Source organism: Pleionea litopenaei (assembly GCF_031198435.1).
Classification (GTDB): Bacteria; Pseudomonadota; Gammaproteobacteria; order Enterobacterales; family Kangiellaceae; genus Pleionea; species Pleionea litopenaei.
Map to the genome: position 1 here is coordinate 1506469 of NZ_CP133548.1, position 15889 is coordinate 1522357.

Annotated in this window: 18 protein-coding genes; 5 read left to right on the forward strand and 13 right to left on the reverse strand. The window is 44.4% G+C overall.

Annotation, left to right across the window (positions count from 1 at the left end; all coding sequences use genetic code 11):
- Nucleotide 1 precedes the first annotated feature (1 nt).
- Complete coding sequence (lysS, locus tag Q9312_RS06720) at nucleotides 2-1546, reverse strand: lysine--tRNA ligase (protein WP_435408593.1); 1545 nt, start codon at nucleotides 1544-1546, stop codon at nucleotides 2-4.
- Nucleotides 1547-1557: 11 nt separating this feature from the next.
- A protein-coding gene (prfB, locus tag Q9312_RS06725) for a peptide chain release factor 2 (protein WP_309203819.1) occupies nucleotides 1558-2656 on the reverse strand; the annotation gives its coding sequence in 2 pieces (ribosomal slippage) (nucleotides 1558-2580 and nucleotides 2582-2656; 1098 coding nt in all).
- Between the two features lie 104 nt (nucleotides 2657-2760).
- Between prfB and Q9312_RS06730 the strand changes: the two genes are divergently transcribed.
- Both Q9312_RS06730 and Q9312_RS06735 read left to right on the forward strand, forming a co-directional pair.
- Entirely contained in the window at nucleotides 2761-3177 is a 417-nt protein-coding gene (locus Q9312_RS06730) for a hypothetical protein (protein WP_309203820.1), read from the forward strand.
- Nucleotides 3178-3342: 165 nt separating this feature from the next.
- On the forward strand, nucleotides 3343-3729 hold the full coding sequence (locus Q9312_RS06735; protein WP_309203821.1) for a hypothetical protein: 387 nt from the start codon (nucleotides 3343-3345) through the stop codon (nucleotides 3727-3729).
- Nucleotides 3730-3805: 76 nt separating this feature from the next.
- Here Q9312_RS06735 and recJ read toward each other — a convergent pair whose 3' ends face one another.
- Entirely contained in the window at nucleotides 3806-5542 is a 1737-nt protein-coding gene (gene recJ, locus Q9312_RS06740) for a single-stranded-DNA-specific exonuclease RecJ (RefSeq protein WP_309203822.1), read from the reverse strand.
- On the reverse strand, nucleotides 5535-6332 hold the full coding sequence (locus tag Q9312_RS06745) for a hypothetical protein (protein ID WP_309203823.1): 798 nt from the start codon (nucleotides 6330-6332) through the stop codon (nucleotides 5535-5537). The genes recJ and Q9312_RS06745 overlap by 8 nt, the downstream gene beginning before the upstream one ends.
- A 105-nt stretch (nucleotides 6333-6437) precedes the next feature.
- On the opposite strand from Q9312_RS06745, the gene Q9312_RS06750 reads away from it, so the two are divergent.
- Nucleotides 6438-6803, forward strand: a complete 366-nt coding sequence (locus Q9312_RS06750; protein ID WP_309203824.1) for an Mth938-like domain-containing protein — start codon at nucleotides 6438-6440, stop codon at nucleotides 6801-6803.
- An 81-nt stretch (nucleotides 6804-6884) separates the two neighbouring features.
- On the opposite strand, the gene Q9312_RS06755 is transcribed toward Q9312_RS06750, so the two are convergent.
- The 9 genes from Q9312_RS06755 to ffh form a co-directional block, all read right to left on the reverse strand.
- Nucleotides 6885-7772 carry a thioredoxin fold domain-containing protein gene (locus tag Q9312_RS06755; protein ID WP_309203825.1) on the reverse strand — a complete coding sequence of 296 codons (888 nt, stop codon included), beginning with the start codon at nucleotides 7770-7772 and terminating at the stop codon, nucleotides 6885-6887.
- A 174-nt stretch (nucleotides 7773-7946) separates the two neighbouring features.
- Nucleotides 7947-8840, reverse strand: coding sequence for a site-specific tyrosine recombinase XerD (gene xerD, locus Q9312_RS06760; RefSeq protein ID WP_309203826.1), 894 nt, complete (start codon nucleotides 8838-8840; stop codon nucleotides 7947-7949).
- A complete protein-coding gene (locus tag Q9312_RS06765; RefSeq protein WP_309203827.1) occupies nucleotides 8837-9319 on the reverse strand; it encodes a methylated-DNA--[protein]-cysteine S-methyltransferase in 483 nt (160 codons plus the stop codon). The genes xerD and Q9312_RS06765 overlap by 4 nt, the downstream gene beginning before the upstream one ends.
- 11 nt (nucleotides 9320-9330) lie before the next feature.
- On the reverse strand, nucleotides 9331-9849 hold the full coding sequence (locus tag Q9312_RS06770; RefSeq protein ID WP_309203828.1) for a hypothetical protein: 519 nt from the start codon (nucleotides 9847-9849) through the stop codon (nucleotides 9331-9333).
- 156 nt (nucleotides 9850-10005) lie between these two features.
- Nucleotides 10006-10359, reverse strand: coding sequence for a 50S ribosomal protein L19 (rplS, locus tag Q9312_RS06775; RefSeq protein WP_309203829.1), 354 nt, complete (start codon nucleotides 10357-10359; stop codon nucleotides 10006-10008).
- Nucleotides 10360-10394: 35 nt separating this feature from the next.
- On the reverse strand, nucleotides 10395-11186 hold the full coding sequence (gene trmD, locus Q9312_RS06780; protein WP_435408597.1) for a tRNA (guanosine(37)-N1)-methyltransferase TrmD: 792 nt from the start codon (nucleotides 11184-11186) through the stop codon (nucleotides 10395-10397).
- Nucleotides 11173-11700, reverse strand: coding sequence for a ribosome maturation factor RimM (gene rimM, locus Q9312_RS06785; protein WP_309203830.1), 528 nt, complete (start codon nucleotides 11698-11700; stop codon nucleotides 11173-11175). Before rimM ends, trmD begins: the two co-directional genes overlap by 14 nt.
- Before the next feature lie 24 nt (nucleotides 11701-11724).
- Nucleotides 11725-11973, reverse strand: a complete 249-nt coding sequence (rpsP, locus tag Q9312_RS06790) for a 30S ribosomal protein S16 (protein WP_309203831.1) — start codon at nucleotides 11971-11973, stop codon at nucleotides 11725-11727.
- A 210-nt stretch (nucleotides 11974-12183) separates the two neighbouring features.
- A complete protein-coding gene (gene ffh, locus Q9312_RS06795) occupies nucleotides 12184-13572 on the reverse strand; it encodes a signal recognition particle protein (RefSeq protein WP_309203832.1) in 1389 nt (462 codons plus the stop codon).
- A gap of 114 nt (nucleotides 13573-13686) precedes the next feature.
- On the opposite strand from ffh, the gene Q9312_RS06800 reads away from it, so the two are divergent.
- Together Q9312_RS06800 and Q9312_RS06805 are read left to right on the forward strand one after the other, a co-directional pair.
- A complete protein-coding gene (locus tag Q9312_RS06800) occupies nucleotides 13687-14493 on the forward strand; it encodes a cytochrome C assembly family protein (protein WP_309203833.1) in 807 nt (268 codons plus the stop codon).
- Between the two features lie 103 nt (nucleotides 14494-14596).
- Nucleotides 14597-15883: an HlyC/CorC family transporter gene (locus Q9312_RS06805; RefSeq protein WP_309203834.1), complete on the forward strand. Its 1287-nt coding sequence runs from the start codon at nucleotides 14597-14599 to the stop codon at nucleotides 15881-15883.
- Nucleotides 15884-15889: the final 6 nt, after the last annotated feature.

A 15889-nucleotide genomic window follows, 5' to 3' on the forward strand; every position in this document is an offset into this window, starting at 1 on the left:
ATTAAGCTTCCGGGCGCATGTGCGGAAATAAAATAACGTCTTTAATTGTCGGTGAGTCTGTAAACAACATTACCAAGCGATCGATGCCAATGCCCTCGCCCGCTGTTGGTGGTAATCCGAACTCTAAAGCTCTCACATAGTCTTCATCAAAGTGCATGGCTTCATCATCACCTGACTCTTTTTCTTCCACTTGTTTTCTAAATCTAGCAGCTTGATCTTCCGCATCATTTAACTCAGAAAAACCATTTGCCAGTTCTCGTCCACCAACAAAGAATTCAAAACGGTCTGTCACAAACGGATTCGCATCGTTTCGACGAGCCAGCGGTGAAACTTCCCAAGGATATTCAGTAATAAATGTTGGTTGGATTAATTTATCTTCAGCCGTTTCTTCAAATATTTCTGTGATGAATTTTCCAGCGCCCCATACATTTCCATCTGGAATCTTAACGCCAACTTGTTTTGCGTAGGCGATAAGTTGTTCCATATTGTCTTCTGGATTTTTAAATACTGCAGCATCAAACTCCGGATTGTATTTCAAAACCGCGTCGACCATTGATATACGCGTAAAAGGCTTACCGAAATCATATTCAACTTCAGAAGTCACGTTACCATCTTCATCTTTCGTGGTGTTTTTAACGATTGCCGTACCAAGAATATCTTGTGCTAACGTACGTAACATGTCTTCGGTAAGATTCATCAAATCATTGTAGTCAGCGTAAGCTTGATAAAACTCAAGCATAGTAAACTCAGGGTTATGTCGTGTTGATAAACCTTCATTTCTAAAGTTTCGATTAATTTCAAACACTCTTTCAAAACCACCCACGACCAATCGCTTCAAATATAATTCTGGAGCGATACGCAAAAACATTTCAATATCCATGGCGTTGTGATGAGTCACAAAAGGCTTTGCAGAAGCCCCACCAGGAATCACCTGTAACATCGGAGTTTCGACTTCCATAAACTCTCGGTTACTAAGGTATCGTCGAATGCCATCAATCACTTTGCTACGAACTAAAAAATTTTCACGTGTTTGTTGATTAGTGATTAAGTCCACATAACGTTGACGATATTTCAACTCTTGATCTTTCAAACCAGCAAACTTATCCGGCAGTGGTCGAAGTGATTTGGTAAGCAGTTGGTAATTATCCATACTGACATAAAGATCACCTTTACCTGAGCGACTCAGATAACCTTTCACACCTAAGATATCGCCGATATCCAGCTCTCCGTACTGTTCTTTAATGGCTTTTTGTACATCTTTACCTGAATAAGCTTGAATTTGCCCCTTCATATCTTGAAGAACATAAAATGGGCCTCGCTTTGCCATGATTCGTCCAGCAACACTAACTTCAATCTGTTTTTCATTGAGCTCTTCTTTGCCAATACCTTCGTACTGCTTTTGCAAATCTGCTGAGTAGTGCTCACGATTAAAGTTGTTTGGATGGCCATTCGCATCACAATTCTTTCGTATATTTTCTAATTTCGTGCGGCGCTCTGCGATTAACTTGTTTTCATCTTGTGTAACTTGTTCAGACATAACCTTCATTGCCTCAATGTTTACAAACCTGCTTTCAGGCTTGCTTCAATAAATGGATCCAATTCACCATCAAGTACAGCTTGAGTATTTCTATTCTCAACACCTGTTCGTAAATCTTTTATTCTGGCATCATCAAGCACATAAGAGCGAATTTGTGAGCCCCAACCTATGTCAGACTTGGTGTCTTCCATTGCTTGCTTCTCTTCGTTTTGCTTCATCACTTCTAGTTCGTGCAACTTAGCTTTTAAAAGCTTAAACGCTTGATCTTTGTTCTTATGTTGCGAGCGGTCATTTTGACACTGCACTACCGTATTGGTGGGAATATGAGTAATTCGAACCGCAGAGTCAGTCTTGTTAACATGCTGTCCACCTGCTCCACTGGCTCGGTAAGTATCAATCCGTAAGTCAGCTGGATTAATATCGATCTCAATATCATCATTCACTTCAGGATAAACAAACGCAGATGCAAACGAGGTATGACGACGATTACCTGAGTCAAAAGGCGATTTGCGGACTAATCTATGGACACCCGTTTCAGTTCGTAACCAACCGTAGGCATACTCACCACTGAATTTAATCGTTCCGCTTTTAATGCCGGCAACATCGCCATCAGACACTTCGATCAATTCGGTTTTAAAGCCTTTTGCTTCGCCCCAACGCAAGTACATTCTCAACAACATATTGGCCCAGTCTTGCGCTTCAGTTCCTCCGGAGCCAGCTTGAATATCGAGATAACAATCACTGTCATCATTCGCTCCCGAAAACATTCGACGAAACTCAAGCTTGCCCAATTGCCCATCCAAATCGGTGAGTTCAGCGGCAACCTCTTCTACACTCGAATCATCTTGCTCTTCGACAGCTAGTTCTAGCAACTCAGAGCAATCATCTAAACCTTGCTGTAGATTATTAAAGGTTTCAACCACGATTTCGAGTGATGCTCGCTCCTTTCCTAGCGCTTGCGCTCTCTCAGGCTCGTTCCAAACGTCAGGATCTTCCAGTTCGCGCTCAACCTCTACTAAACGCTCATGCTTCGTTTCGAAGTCAAAGGTACCCCCTAAGCTCATTATTTCGAGCACTGAGTTCCTTGATTTTCTCTTTTATCGCGTTGACTTCGAGCATATATTGTTCAACCTGTGACTTTGTAACTGGATTAAAAGGCGCTATTGTACAAAAATGGCTAACATTAAGACAGTAGCAAGGCTCTAAAAAGGAGGCAGATTCCTATGAAAATCAGCTATAAAGCGGCCGTTATTGTCGCGACCCTAGTGTTGAGTGCTTGCACCCACTACACGGTCGCTGAAGTAGATGCCCAGTTAGATCAGCTTAAAGGTTTATCACAAGACCAATTGATTGCTATTCTCGGGGTACCCAACAAACAAATCAAAACCGAACAGAAGCGCCACCTTGAATGGCTTCTCACTGAGGTTAACAGCTCTAGTAGTCGAGTTTCGGTGGGTACTGGCAGTGGTGGACGAGGCTGGTTTGGCGCTTTAGGCGTGTCTTTTCCGATATCTTCAGAGCCCGATACCTGTCTCATTCGAGCAACCTTTCCCCTCGACACTGACACTCTCGAAACCATCGATTGGGAAGGAGACCAAAATTACTGTGGCGCGCAATTGCGACAGAAAATTAAAAACTAGGGGGTATTTTCATTAAGCGATGGTTACTGACTGTTACAGAGCTTTCGTTTAGTCATACTCAGTTACTCGTGTTGAATGTTTTTTGAGCAGCGAAAGCTCATACTGAAGGTGTCTTAGAAATTACCGAGACATCCGTCTGCAAGAAGATTCAACAGGAGCTACGCCATGAAACTACCATTACTTTTAGCCGGTGCGGTTTTTACAACCACGGCTGCCTTCGCCGGAACTGACGTTGAGTACTCAACCGCTGAATACTGCGCTCTGAGCGAACAATTGAAAGGCTCAATTTCTCACCAACACTACTTAAATGCTTACGCCAAAAAACTGGGGCAAACACCCGCCAAAGAAACGTGTCAACAAATTCGCAATGCCGAAAACTTTCAATTAGCCGTAACCGAAGATAAATGGAATTACCGCTTTAACAAGCCATATCGAGGGTCTGCCATTCGTTTATCGACAGTGCAAATCGAAAAGCTTCGTCGAGCGAATGTTCAAAGCACCCAAATTTTTGAACTGCTCGGTGCTAATATAAGCCCTAGAACCCTACGTTAGCTACGAGTTCATTTTCCTCAATATCAGACAAAACAATCGACCTGATGGAGGTAACCTAACACCTCCATCATCGTCTTCAACTCTCAATATTTGTTAACGGTGTCAGTTGTTCAATAATCAATTGCAAGTTAACTTGCTCTCTAAACTCATTGGCGTTTAACTTGTAAGCAAGCTCAACTTTGTCGAGTGGTTGATGCAATATTTCTTCTGGAGCAAAAAAATAAATGCCATCGACGGTTACTGCAGAGTTGTGTTTTTGTAAATAAAGTTTCAAGTGTTTTTCGCCAACAATACGCTGGCTCAAGACATCAAATTTGCCATCAAATAATGGTTCAGGGAATCCTTGCCCCCATGGTCCTGCCCGCTCAATTTCAGCATTCACTTCGATACTGAACTGGCGGTCGTCAAGTTCGCCATCCGTTAACAACTCTTCACGAATACTTGAATCTAAAAGCCATCGATCAACTTCTTCAATAAACACTTTGGTAAATTCGGCTAAATGAGGTCTCGCAATTGATAGCCCAGCCGCCATGGCATGACCACCAAACTTTTGTAATAAGTCTGGCCGTCTAGCAGCGACATTTGCTAAAACATCTCTGAGATGAACGCCCTCAACACTTCGTCCTGAACCTTTGAGAAAAAGTTCGTCTTCTGGGGCAAAAGCAATCACCGGTCGATGGAGCTTTTCCTTAATTCGAGACGCCACTAATCCAACAATACCTTGGTGCCAATCTTGATGAAACAAACAATAGCCATTTTGTCGCTGCTGCTGCTCAAGGTTTAAATGAGAGATGGCCTGCTGGGCTTCATCCACCATTTCTTTTTCACGCTCTCTTCGATAGCGGTTTAAATCATCCAGCTCTAGTACCAGCCGCCTTGCGGCCTCTTCATTACCGGTTATCAATGCTTCAATACCAATCGACATATCTTCCAAACGTCCTGCAGCATTCAATCGCGGCCCGACTGCAAACCCAAGATCGCTCGCCGTCACTTGGCGCTGTTTACGCTTCGCGACTTCTAACAGCATTTTTATGGCGGGTCTGCATTCTCCCGCTCGAATTCGAGCAAGCCCTTGTGCGACCAGAATACGATTGTTTTGATCCAACGGAACAACATCGGCTACCGTCCCTAAAGCGACGAGATCAAGCCAATCCCCCAAATTTGGTTCTTGCCCGTCAGCAAAGGCATTGCGCTGCCTTAACTCAGCCCTAAGGGCAATCAGTAAATAAAAGGCGACGCCAACACCGGCCATTGCTTTACTTGGAAAGCCATCCCCAGGTTTATTCGGGTTTAAAATGTGATTTGCATTTGGAAGCTGCTCTGGCGCTAAATGATGATCGGTAATTAAAACGTTAATTCCTAGCTCTCTTGCAAGCGCGACACCGTCAATATTACTGATTCCATTATCAACCGTAATAATCCAATCGGGCTGATGCTTTGCGATTTCTTCAACGATTCCCACCGACAATCCATAGCCAAACTCAAAACGATTCGGAACAATATAATTAAGATTCTTTAAACCAAATTTTGGTAGTGCCAACATCAATAATGCTGTGCTGGTGGCACCATCAGCATCAAAGTCGCCGACAATCATAACTGACTGCTGTTCATCAATAACATCCGCTAACATACGAGCGGCATCTTCAACACCATCAAGTAATCGGTAATCATGCAACGCTGACAAGTTGGTATTCACTTCTTGAGAAGAGCGAATACCACGGCAAGCGTATAAACGCTGTGTTAACTTAGGAAGAGACTTCAAGTCGTCAGGTATTTCGTTTAACACTCGACGTTTGATCGTTTTGTTAAACATTTAGCCATCCCTTTTTGCACATCCACTGTTGAATAGGACGTTGGGTTAAACTTAAGCCTTCACTGATCATTGAAACTCCCCCCGACGCATGTTTAATGTCGTGCTTAATTGTATATATCAGTTCTTCTGACCAGCGTTGCAGATTTACCCAATCTTTTTGGAGCCAGTATTTAATTCCCGACGTCACACAAAACTCTGACTCAGAATTAAAAAGCAGCCACCCAGGGATAGGCTCAGCCCAAAGCCCAATACTTTGCTCGGTGCTGTCATTAATTTGAGTCAGCATCATTTGAGCTTCATTTAAGATTGAGTGCAGCGCTAAAGACTGAGCATCCAAGGTTGCGGTAAGAAACAAGTTGCTATCGATGATATCAACAATACTTGGCCAATTTTCCGGTGATTTAACCTCTGTAGACATAAATAACTGGTTATTAGCGCGATACAGTTTTACTTTATCATCGACAAAGTGATTGGTTAAATGGTCGAGTAAGCGCTTAATTAAATTTTTTTCGGATAATACTTTATCAACTCGAATGCCACCGTGTTCGATGTGACATTGAAAGAGATTACAGGCATACAACGTGTGATGAGAATTAACTTGTAGCTGCTCTCTCCAAAACTGGTCAACTTCGCGCTGCTGGGATAATAACCAGTCACTTTGAGTAACACTCAAAGGCCGCCTTCTAAACCAGGCATCTAGAGTTTTATTAAACTCTGACCCCATGGCTTCAGAAATGCATCGAAGATACGGCACATAATTTAGCTCTGATTTTGACTTGATCTTATGCATGCGAGCCTATTAAATAGTGTTCTAAATCGACGTTTATCAACTAACCTTAGACAACGAATACTTCGCGGTAAAATCCGGTTGTTCGAATAAATAAGGCATAGCAGTATGCACATTCAACAAGAAAAAAATCGCCATGGACTCACCATCGATGCCTATCTGCAAGATGATATCATCATTAATGGCCAGTCTCACAACTTACCTATCGTGATCAGTCGCAATAAATTATTAAACGTCGAATTACCCAGTCGCGCGTTAGAGTTAACAAGTCATCTTGTTGAGCAGCTGATGGAAGAAAAACCAGAGATGATAATTATAGGAAGTGGCGATCATCAAGAGTTTTTGCCAGATCACGTACTCTTTCCGGCACTTAAAAATCGCATTGGTGTTGAATGTATGACCTCGGCCGCTGCCTCTCGAACCTTCACGATTTTAGCCAGTGAAGGCCGAGAAGTGATCGCTGTCATCTATTAATCTTGACAGCTTTTTTAATCTTGACAACTTCTTCGATTCAGTGAAATTGAGTGAGCTTGAAAAGCTCCACTCACCAAAAGCCTAACCTTGAGAATTTAAATAATCAGCCAATTTATCCGGCTCCATAAAGCCACTGATCAATTCTCCACTGCTTAATATAATTGCTGGAGTACCACTTAAACCTAATTGGCGAGTTAAAGAATATTGGTCAGCCACAGGATTTTCACAATCTTTATTATCAAACTTATTGTGTAATTTGGCGTTATCCATGGCCTGTTGACGATCTTCTGCACACCACACTGAGACCAATTTATTGTAAGCAGGAGAACCTACTCCTGCGCGTGGAAAAGCTAAGTAACGAATGGTGATTCCTTGGTCAAGATAGCCTTGCATATTTTGGTGCAACTTACGGCAGTAGACACAATTCACATCGGTGAACACGGTCAAAACATGCTTTTCATGAGGGGCTTTGAAGACCACCATGTTTTTTTCATCCACGTGGCTGATAAGTTCTGCACGCTCTGGTGCTTTTTCCATATCGATTTCACGCAAAGACGCTTCGGTCAAGCTTACTAGCTGGTTGCCACTGACCTCTAATACGGGGCCAGGAAATAAAAAGCGTCCATCTTCAGAAATATAAACTATCTGGCGGCCGGCAATAATCTCATAAAACCCCGACATACGACTCGGCTGTAGGCGATCAATAGGAACCTCTCCGACTTGCTCTTTAAAAATTTGTCTGAGGCGAGCTTCAGTATCGGGCGCAGTAGACGCAGTCGTCTCTCCAGTTGTCGCTAAATTCTTGGCCTCAGGTGACTGGTTAGAGGGTCCTGCTTCAGTCGCTTTCTTGACCTGATTATGAGCATCGCTTACTGAGTTTTGATCTTGAGAGTCAGCGTCATTGCAAGCGATTAAAGACGCAGTACCAAGCGCTAACATACTAATTTTTAATGCATTTAATTTAAACATTCGATATTCACCTAACCCAAAACTGTTGTGACGAGCTCAGTAACTCGTCTCGATTAACTTTATTATACTCGCCTTCCATTGAAGCGGAACCTACCATAATACCAAATTGTGACCAACTCACTACATTTGGCTGACAAACGGCTTAAGGCAATACTTTGTAACACTTGAACGCAGCTAACCACGAGGGTGGTGTTGCTGATGAAGGCTTTTCAGACGTTCTTTCGCCACGTAGGTATAAATTTGAGTGGTGGACAAATCCGAGTGTCCGAGCAGCATTTGCAGAGTTCTAAGATCCGCGCCATGATTGAGCAAGTGAGTCGCAAAGGCATGTCGTAATGTATGCGGAGACAAGTGCTTTCGTATGCCAGCAACCTTGGCATAATGCTTGATACGGTGCCAAAAGGTTTGCCGAGTCATCTGTTGCCCGCGCGTGCTCAGAAACACAGTATTATGACTTTTTTGCCCTAAAAACTCGGGCCGTGCTGTCTGTAAATAGTCTATCAAGCAATCCAGTGCTTGCTCTCCCATTGGCACTAAACGCTCTTTGCTGCCTTTACCCAGAACCCTCACGACTCCCTGACGTAAGCTGATTTGACTTAATTCCAACGAAATCAACTCACTCACCCTTAAACCGCTCGAGTACATTAACTCGATCATCGCCAGATCTCTCTTACCTAACGGCGTGTCACCTTCTGGCGCATCCAGCAAAGCTAATGTTTCAGCTTCCGTCAAGGTATGCGGTAAAGATTTACCAAGCTTTGGAGACGAAACCGTCAAAGTAGGATCGCTATCTAGTAATCCTTGCATAACCCAGTGCCCATAAAAACGGCGAACACTGGATAAGAATCGGGCGGTAGATCGAGCCGATAATTGCTGTTGATACCTCCAAGCAAGGTAGTCTTGCAATATTTCAGCATTCACACGCACCAAGTCTTGTTCTTGTTTCGCAAGCCACTGTGAAAACTTACTCAGATCACTCCGGTAACTGGCTAACGTGTTATCGCTAAGTCCCTGCTCTACCCAAAGAAAATCAATGAAACTGTCTATGAGTTGTGCGTCACTTCTCATAGTGTGCCTTCCAAATTTAATAGCCATCGTTTCGAGTCGATCAAATGTCCGCTGGTGTTACCCGCGAATCCACCGATGCCAGATTTAGACACCACTCGGTGGCAGGGAATCAAGATCGGCAATGGGTTATTCCGACAGGCGCCACCCACCGCTCGCGGATGAGAGTTAAGCTCATCCGCCAGTTGTCCATAAGAACTGGTTTGACCGTAGGGAATTGCCAATAATGCTTGGAGCACTTGCTTTCGATAAGGCGTGGTAGACAGATCGATTGGAATATCAAAGTACTGTCGCTGAGCCTTAAAGTATTCGTCTAACTGTTGCGTGACTAGCTGCTGAAACGCGCTTAAATTGCTGAGTAAGGAGGCGTCTTTAGACCCTTTAATTTGGTTGTCACCAGGCAGCTCAACTCGCAATACCGCGGTGTCGTGATGATGTATCGTTAAACAGCCAATAGGACTTTGAAAAATAAAGGAATTCATAAAACCAATCACTAAAACCGAAAAATTAACGCTATTTCGGCTAACGTATCCGAAAAAAGGTAGGGTTCGTCTCCCCGATCTTGCCCTATAAATACATATCTTCGTGCTTTGAAATCTAGGCGAATGGAACTATCAACACGAATTCGGATACCGGTTTCAGGCACTAAAGCCAACTCCGCCTGGGTAATACAATCAGAAAACTCAGAGTTGGGGCACCAGCGAGACTGACCAATTAACGCGCCAACGCCAACATAAGGCTGCCAAATGGTCCAGTCTGGGTGAAGAGTAAAGCCTGCATGGATCGCATGAGTGCTGGCATTTCGATCGGTGCTCGATGCAACATCGGTTCGTAAATAAGAGTAACCAATAAAGGTGGTTAAATTGGCTCCGTCTGAATTCACTCCATGTATTGAAAACAAAGTGGTGTTTTGCTGCTGTTTTGCCGAGTCGATTGCCCAGCCAAAGCTGTATTGCGTGGCCAAGGCCTGCTCCGTAAAAGCCAACATCAACATCCAAAACACATATCTCATCGGCAAAAATCTCTGCATTTTCAACGAAGTAAGAAATAGAACATGCCATCAGTGTAAAACAGAAAATTGACTTCTGAAACCCACTTAACGATAGAAGCGCGTTGCAAAAACAAAAAAGGCGCCACTCGGCGCCTTTCTCTAAAAAAGTCGTTGAAATTATTTAGTATCCAACTTCTCTTTGATACGTGCTGACTTACCAGAACGCTCACGCAAGTAGTAAAGCTTAGCTTTGTTAACATCACCACGACGCTTAACTTCAATGCTGTCTACTAGCGGGCTGTAAGTTTGGAACGCACGCTCGACACCAACACCAGAAGAAATTTTACGTACGGTGAATGAAGAATTTAGACCACGATTACGCTTAGCAATAACAACACCTTCAAATGCTTGAAGACGCTCACGATCGCCGTCTTTTACTTTTACTTGAACAACAACGGTATCGCCCGCACCAAACACAGGGATCTCTTTGTTGATTTGCTCTTTTTCCAGTTCAGCGATGATCTTACTCATGGCCCACTCCTGATTTCACATGTTAAATTTAAAGTTTAAAACTGTTTCGATTCTTTTTGAAACTCTTGCAACAGCTGCTGTTGCTCAGCATCTAGCGTCTTTTCTGCTAACAGGTCTGGACGCCGTAACCAAGTACGACCTAAAGCCTGTTTTAACCGCCAGCGCCGAATACGTTCATGATCGCCACTTAGCAACACTTCCGGAACCTCTCGATGATCGAGTACTTCTGGTCGCGTGTAATGCGGGCAATCTAATAACCCATCAGCAAATGAATCTTCTGCCGCCGAGTCTTGATGCCCTAGCACACCGGGTACGGTTCGAATCATGGCATCGATCAGTGTCATTGCAGGCAGTTCACCACCGCTCAACACAAAGTCTCCGATTGAAATTTCTTCGTCAACCTGAGATTCAATCACTCGTTCATCGATGCCTTCGTAACGCCCGGCAACCAACACTAAATTCTGTTTGTCTCTAAGTCGCTCGACATCTCGCTGCGTTAAACGCTGCCCTTGCGGCGACATATACACCACGTAGGCCGGAACCTTACGTCGCGCTTCTAAATTCTTTTTCGCTGCTTCAATGGCCTTTTGCAAAGGCTCCACCTTCATCAGCATGCCAGGACCACCACCATAGGGTCGGTCATCAACTGTTCGATGCTTATCCGTCGTGTAATCACGCGGATTAATCACCTCCAGCAGCAGTTGCCTATTGCGAACCGCTCGACCAGTTACGCCATGGTCAGCAATCGCTGAAAACATTTCCGGAAATAAGGAAACACAACACACGTTCAATAACGTGTTGTCTTCAGCACCGTTAAAAGTCGGCATCCCACTCAACGGTTATTAATTGAGCTTCTCGATCAATGTTAATCACAGCATCTTGAGTAAAGGGAATCATTCGCTCTTTGCGCTTTTTTCCTGAGGCTTGCTCAGCGGTTTCGAGAACCACCAATACATCATTCGACCCTGTCTCAATCAAGTGGCTAACCAATCCGAAATCGATGGCCTCTTGATTCACGACTCGCATGCCCACAAGGTCACGCCAGTAAAACTCATCATTCGAGAGTTGTGGCAACTGGTCACTCGTTATCGCGATATCAACGCCAGCCAAAGCTTCAGCTTGGTCTCGATTCGAGTAACCTTTCAACTCCGCAGCAATGGACTTGCCTTGTTGACGACCATAAAGCCGCTCAACGGGCTGCCACTGACCATTTAGCTTCAACAGCCACGGAGAGTAATTCAGTATATTCAGGCGCGGTTTCGTGTAAGAAAATACCTTCACCCCGCCCTTAACGCCAAAAGCCGAAGTAATTTTGCCTATAACGACAATCTCTTCAGCCATAATCGCGCTACTGTGCTCTAGGTCTTATGCTGCTTTACGGGCAGTTTTGATCAAATGAGCTACACGAGTTGTCGCTTGAGCGCCTTTACCTACCCAATGCTCAACGCGCTCTAAGTCAAGACGTAACGTCTCTTCTTGGCCACGTGCAACAGGATTGAAAAAGCCTAAACGCTCAATGAAACGACCATCGCGCTTGCAACGCTTGTCTGCAACTACGACGTGATAAAATGGGCGCTTTTTAGAACCGCCACGTGCTAAACGAATGGTAACCATGCGTTCGAAATCCTCTAATGTTTAGTCCGCATCTCGCGGTATAAGTCTTCGATTGAGGGCGACTTATTCTTGCCCTTAATTTAAAGGACGCGCATTTTAGCGCCAAAAGCCAATTTTGGAAACCTTTTTTAACGTAATTTATGGGTTATTTTTGAACAACCGGCGATTTTTGCTCAAATCTGCGAAAAAACGCCGAATTGTTAGTAACTGCTAACGCATTCCGCCGCCGAATGGAGGGAAGCCGCCGCCAGGAGGCATCATACCTTTCATGCCACGCATCATCTTCATCATGCCGCCTTTGCCTTTCATTTTTTTCATCATCTTTTGCATCTGTTTAAACTGCTTGAGCAATCGATTGACGTCTTGAATCTGGGTGCCTGAACCCGCGGCAATACGTCGCTTACGCGAACCTTTAATTAAGTCTGGGTGACTTCGCTCTTTCGGGGTCATGGAATTAATAATGGCTTCCATTTGAATGGTTGATTTATCGTTCATGATTTGCGCTTTTGCCGCTTCCGGGATTTGCCCCATGCCTGGCAATTTGTCTAACAAGCCCGCCATTCCGCCCATATTTTTCATCTGCTGCAACTGCTCGCGGAAATCTTCAAGGTCGAATCCACTGCCTTTAATAACTTTCTTCGCCAGTTTTTCAGCTTTCTTTTTGTCAACCTTACGCTCAACTTCTTCGATTAAGCTTAAAACATCCCCCATTCCAAGAATACGCGAAGCAACTCGGTCGGGATGAAACGGCTCGAGCGCATCTAACTTTTCGCCGATACCGATAAACTTAATGGGTTTGCCCGTGATATGGCGAATTGACAGTGCCGCACCGCCACGCGCATCACCATCTGCTTTGGTCAAGATTACACCGGTCAAGGCTAACGCATCGTTAAATGCTTTAGCAGTATTGGCGGCATCTTGCCCAGTCATACTGTCGACGACAAAAAGCGTTTCAACAGGATTGATGGCCGCATGTAACGCTTTGATTTCATCCATCATCGCGTCGTCAACCGCTAGTCGACCGGCCGTATCAACGATAACGACATCAACAAAACTCTTTTTCGCGTGCTCAATTGCAGCCTCCGCGATGGCGACCGGTTGTTGCACTGACGTACTCGGGAAAAACTCAGCCCCGACTTGACCAGCCACTGTTTCCAACTGCTTGATAGCCGCTGGACGATAAACGTCGGCACTGACCACGAGCACTGACTTTTTCTCTCGTTCTTTTAAATAACGAGCCAATTTACCGGTACTGGTTGTTTTACCAGCACCTTGCAAACCAGCCATTAATATCACGGCTGGCGGCTGCGCAGCTAAGTCGAGAGCGTCATTTGCCGCCCCCATTGCTTTGACCAATTCGTCATTCACAACTTTTATGAAAGACTGCCCAGGCGATAAACTGGTTGCAACCTCTTGACCAAGAGCACGCTCTTTCACCGCGGCAATGAAGTCTTTGACCACAGGCAAGGCCACATCAGCCTCTAATAGAGCCATTCGGACTTCACGCAATGTCTCTTTGATATTATCTTCGGTGATGCGCCCCTTGCCGCTGATATTCTTTAACGTTCTACTGAGGCGCTCACTTAAGTTATCAAACATTGAAAAATTCTCTTTGTTTATTGATGATTACGGATAAAGGTCGGTATTATAGACACAAATTCATTGTACTCATACCTTTTACAAAGTCGAGTCACCAGAATCAGATAGGACTGAATGGAACAGACACTTACGCCCTCGGTTATCAGTGGTATTTTTGCGATCTGCTTGTACCTTTTTGCAGTCCTAACCTCGCTTATCAGCCTGAAGTCATCCAGTAATCGCCACCTCGGTTTGAACTTGATGACCATCGCGGCGGTGGTAACCCATGGGTTTTATCTCTATCTAACCATTGATACCCAAGAACAACAAAACTTGAATCTTTTCAATATGATGGGGTTAACGAATTGGTTAGCAATGATTATCTTGCTGCTGAATGCTTTCAAACGAGAAGTGACTCTAATGATCGTCGTTATCGGTAGCTTTGCCGCAATGTCAGTCTTGCTCGGCTTAACCTATTCCAAAGAAAACACCATGCAACTGGGCGGTCAATGGGCCAGCCTAGTGCATATTTTTGCCGCCATCATCGCCACTGGATTTTTACTCTTGGCGGCTATTCAGGCAATTTTGGTGATTATTGCCGATCGCCAACTGCGCAGTCATCCCACGCACCTTCCGTCATTTTTCCCCCCTCTACAAAGCTTAGAAAGCTTCTTATTTCAGCTTTTAGTGATGGGATTTGCATTAATGAGCCTCGCGTTAGTGATTGCTCTATTTTATCTCGACACTGCGATTTCTCACCAACCAATCCATAAGTCTGTCTTATCCACATTGGCATGGGTTGTGTTTGCGGTTTTGCTGATTGGTCATCGCTGGCGTGGGTGGCGTGGTCGACAAGCGGCCCACTGGACACTCGGCGGATTCACTCTGCTGTGTATCGGATATTTTGGAAGTAAACTGGTGATTGAGTTGATTCTCAATTAAGCTGGCTTATAATGCGCGCTGTCTTGGGTGGCGCAAAAATAGCGGCATGATGCCTGCTCTTTTTAGCTACCCAGCTTATTAAAATTGTATGAGACTCTAATCTTTGGACGATATTTCGACGAGTAGCTTAACAGCCATACTGTTTGGTCTACTGTTTTTATCAGCATTTTTCTCCAGTTCTGAAACGGGCATGATGTCGATTAACCGCTATCGGTTAAAGCATCTCGTTAAGAGTAATCACCGTGCCGCGCGTTTAGTCAGCAAGCTGTTAAAAAGACCGGATCGCCTAATCGGGGTGATTTTAATTGGCAATAATCTTGTTAATATCATGGCTACCTTGGTGGCCAATGCTATCGCACTCAGACTTTGGGGAGATTATGGCGTCGCCGTTCTCCCAATTCCATTAACGATTATGTTCTTGTTATTCGCTGAAGTAACGCCAAAAACACTGGCAGCGGTTCATCCTGAACGCATTGCTTTTCCGGCTTCATTTATTTTAACGCCGTTACTAAAACTACTCTCTCCTCTCGTGGTCATGGTGAACTTCTTATCCAACGGAATGTTACGAATGTTTGGTGTTCGTGTGGCCGATCATCAAGATGATCATTTGAGTTCTGAGGAATTGCGAACCGTGGTCAATGAAGCTGGCGGTATGATTCCGAAACGTCACCAAAAGATGTTGCTGAGCATTCTCGATCTTGAGCACGCTACCGTTGAAGATATTATGGTCCCTAAAAATGAAATCATCGGTGTCGATCTCGAAGAGCAACTTGACGATATATTGAATCAGTTGCGAAACACACAACATACTCGATTACCGGTCTATCAAGAAAGCATCGATAAAGTGAAAGGTATGTTACATGCTCGACACATTGCTAACTTGATGAGTCGCGACATCGAAGACATTACCAAAGAAACCATTCGTGACTACATGACGCCAGTGTATTTCGTTCCCGAAGGAACACCATTGAACACTCAATTATTAAAGTTCCAACGAAAGAAACAACGCGTGGGTATGGTGGTCGATGAATACGGTGACATTCAAGGTCTAGTGACGATTGAAGACATTCTCGAAGAAATCGTTGGTGAGTTCACGACGGACTTTGCAGCGACGACATCAAAAGATATTCACCCTCAAGACGATGGTAGCTTTTTATTGGATGGTACCGTGACCGTTAGAGATTTGAATCGTGCTTTACGAATCGATCTGCCGACCGATGGACCAAAAACCCTCAGTGGATTAATCATCGAATACTTAGAAACCATCCCTCAACCAGGAACCGGCCTAAAACTTGATGGACATCCTATCGAAGTACTTCAAATTAAAGGCAACCTGGTCAAGAGTGTCAAAATGTGGCGCGACAGTTCACAAGCGAGTCGTACCAAGTAAACGCTT

Coding starts and splice junctions, on each gene's coding strand:
- lysS (WP_435408593.1), bottom strand. CDS start 1,546: ATGAAGGTTATGTCTGAACAAGTTACACAAGATGAAAACAAGTTAATC.
- Q9312_RS06730 (WP_309203820.1), top strand. CDS start 2,761: ATGAAAATCAGCTATAAAGCGGCCGTTATTGTCGCGACCCTAGTGTTG.
- Q9312_RS06735 (WP_309203821.1), top strand. CDS start 3,343: ATGAAACTACCATTACTTTTAGCCGGTGCGGTTTTTACAACCACGGCT.
- recJ (WP_309203822.1), bottom strand. CDS start 5,542: ATGTTTAACAAAACGATCAAACGTCGAGTGTTAAACGAAATACCTGAC.
- Q9312_RS06745 (WP_309203823.1), bottom strand. CDS start 6,332: ATGCATAAGATCAAGTCAAAATCAGAGCTAAATTATGTGCCGTATCTT.
- Q9312_RS06750 (WP_309203824.1), top strand. CDS start 6,438: ATGCACATTCAACAAGAAAAAAATCGCCATGGACTCACCATCGATGCC.
- Q9312_RS06755 (WP_309203825.1), bottom strand. CDS start 7,772: ATGTTTAAATTAAATGCATTAAAAATTAGTATGTTAGCGCTTGGTACT.
- xerD (WP_309203826.1), bottom strand. CDS start 8,840: ATGAGAAGTGACGCACAACTCATAGACAGTTTCATTGATTTTCTTTGG.
- Q9312_RS06765 (WP_309203827.1), bottom strand. CDS start 9,319: ATGAATTCCTTTATTTTTCAAAGTCCTATTGGCTGTTTAACGATACAT.
- Q9312_RS06770 (WP_309203828.1), bottom strand. CDS start 9,849: ATGAGATATGTGTTTTGGATGTTGATGTTGGCTTTTACGGAGCAGGCC.
- rplS (WP_309203829.1), bottom strand. CDS start 10,359: ATGAGTAAGATCATCGCTGAACTGGAAAAAGAGCAAATCAACAAAGAG.
- trmD (WP_435408597.1), bottom strand. CDS start 11,186: ATGCCGACTTTTAACGGTGCTGAAGACAACACGTTATTGAACGTGTGT.
- rimM (WP_309203830.1), bottom strand. CDS start 11,700: ATGGCTGAAGAGATTGTCGTTATAGGCAAAATTACTTCGGCTTTTGGC.
- rpsP (WP_309203831.1), bottom strand. CDS start 11,973: ATGGTTACCATTCGTTTAGCACGTGGCGGTTCTAAAAAGCGCCCATTT.
- ffh (WP_309203832.1), bottom strand. CDS start 13,572: ATGTTTGATAACTTAAGTGAGCGCCTCAGTAGAACGTTAAAGAATATC.
- Q9312_RS06800 (WP_309203833.1), top strand. CDS start 13,687: ATGGAACAGACACTTACGCCCTCGGTTATCAGTGGTATTTTTGCGATC.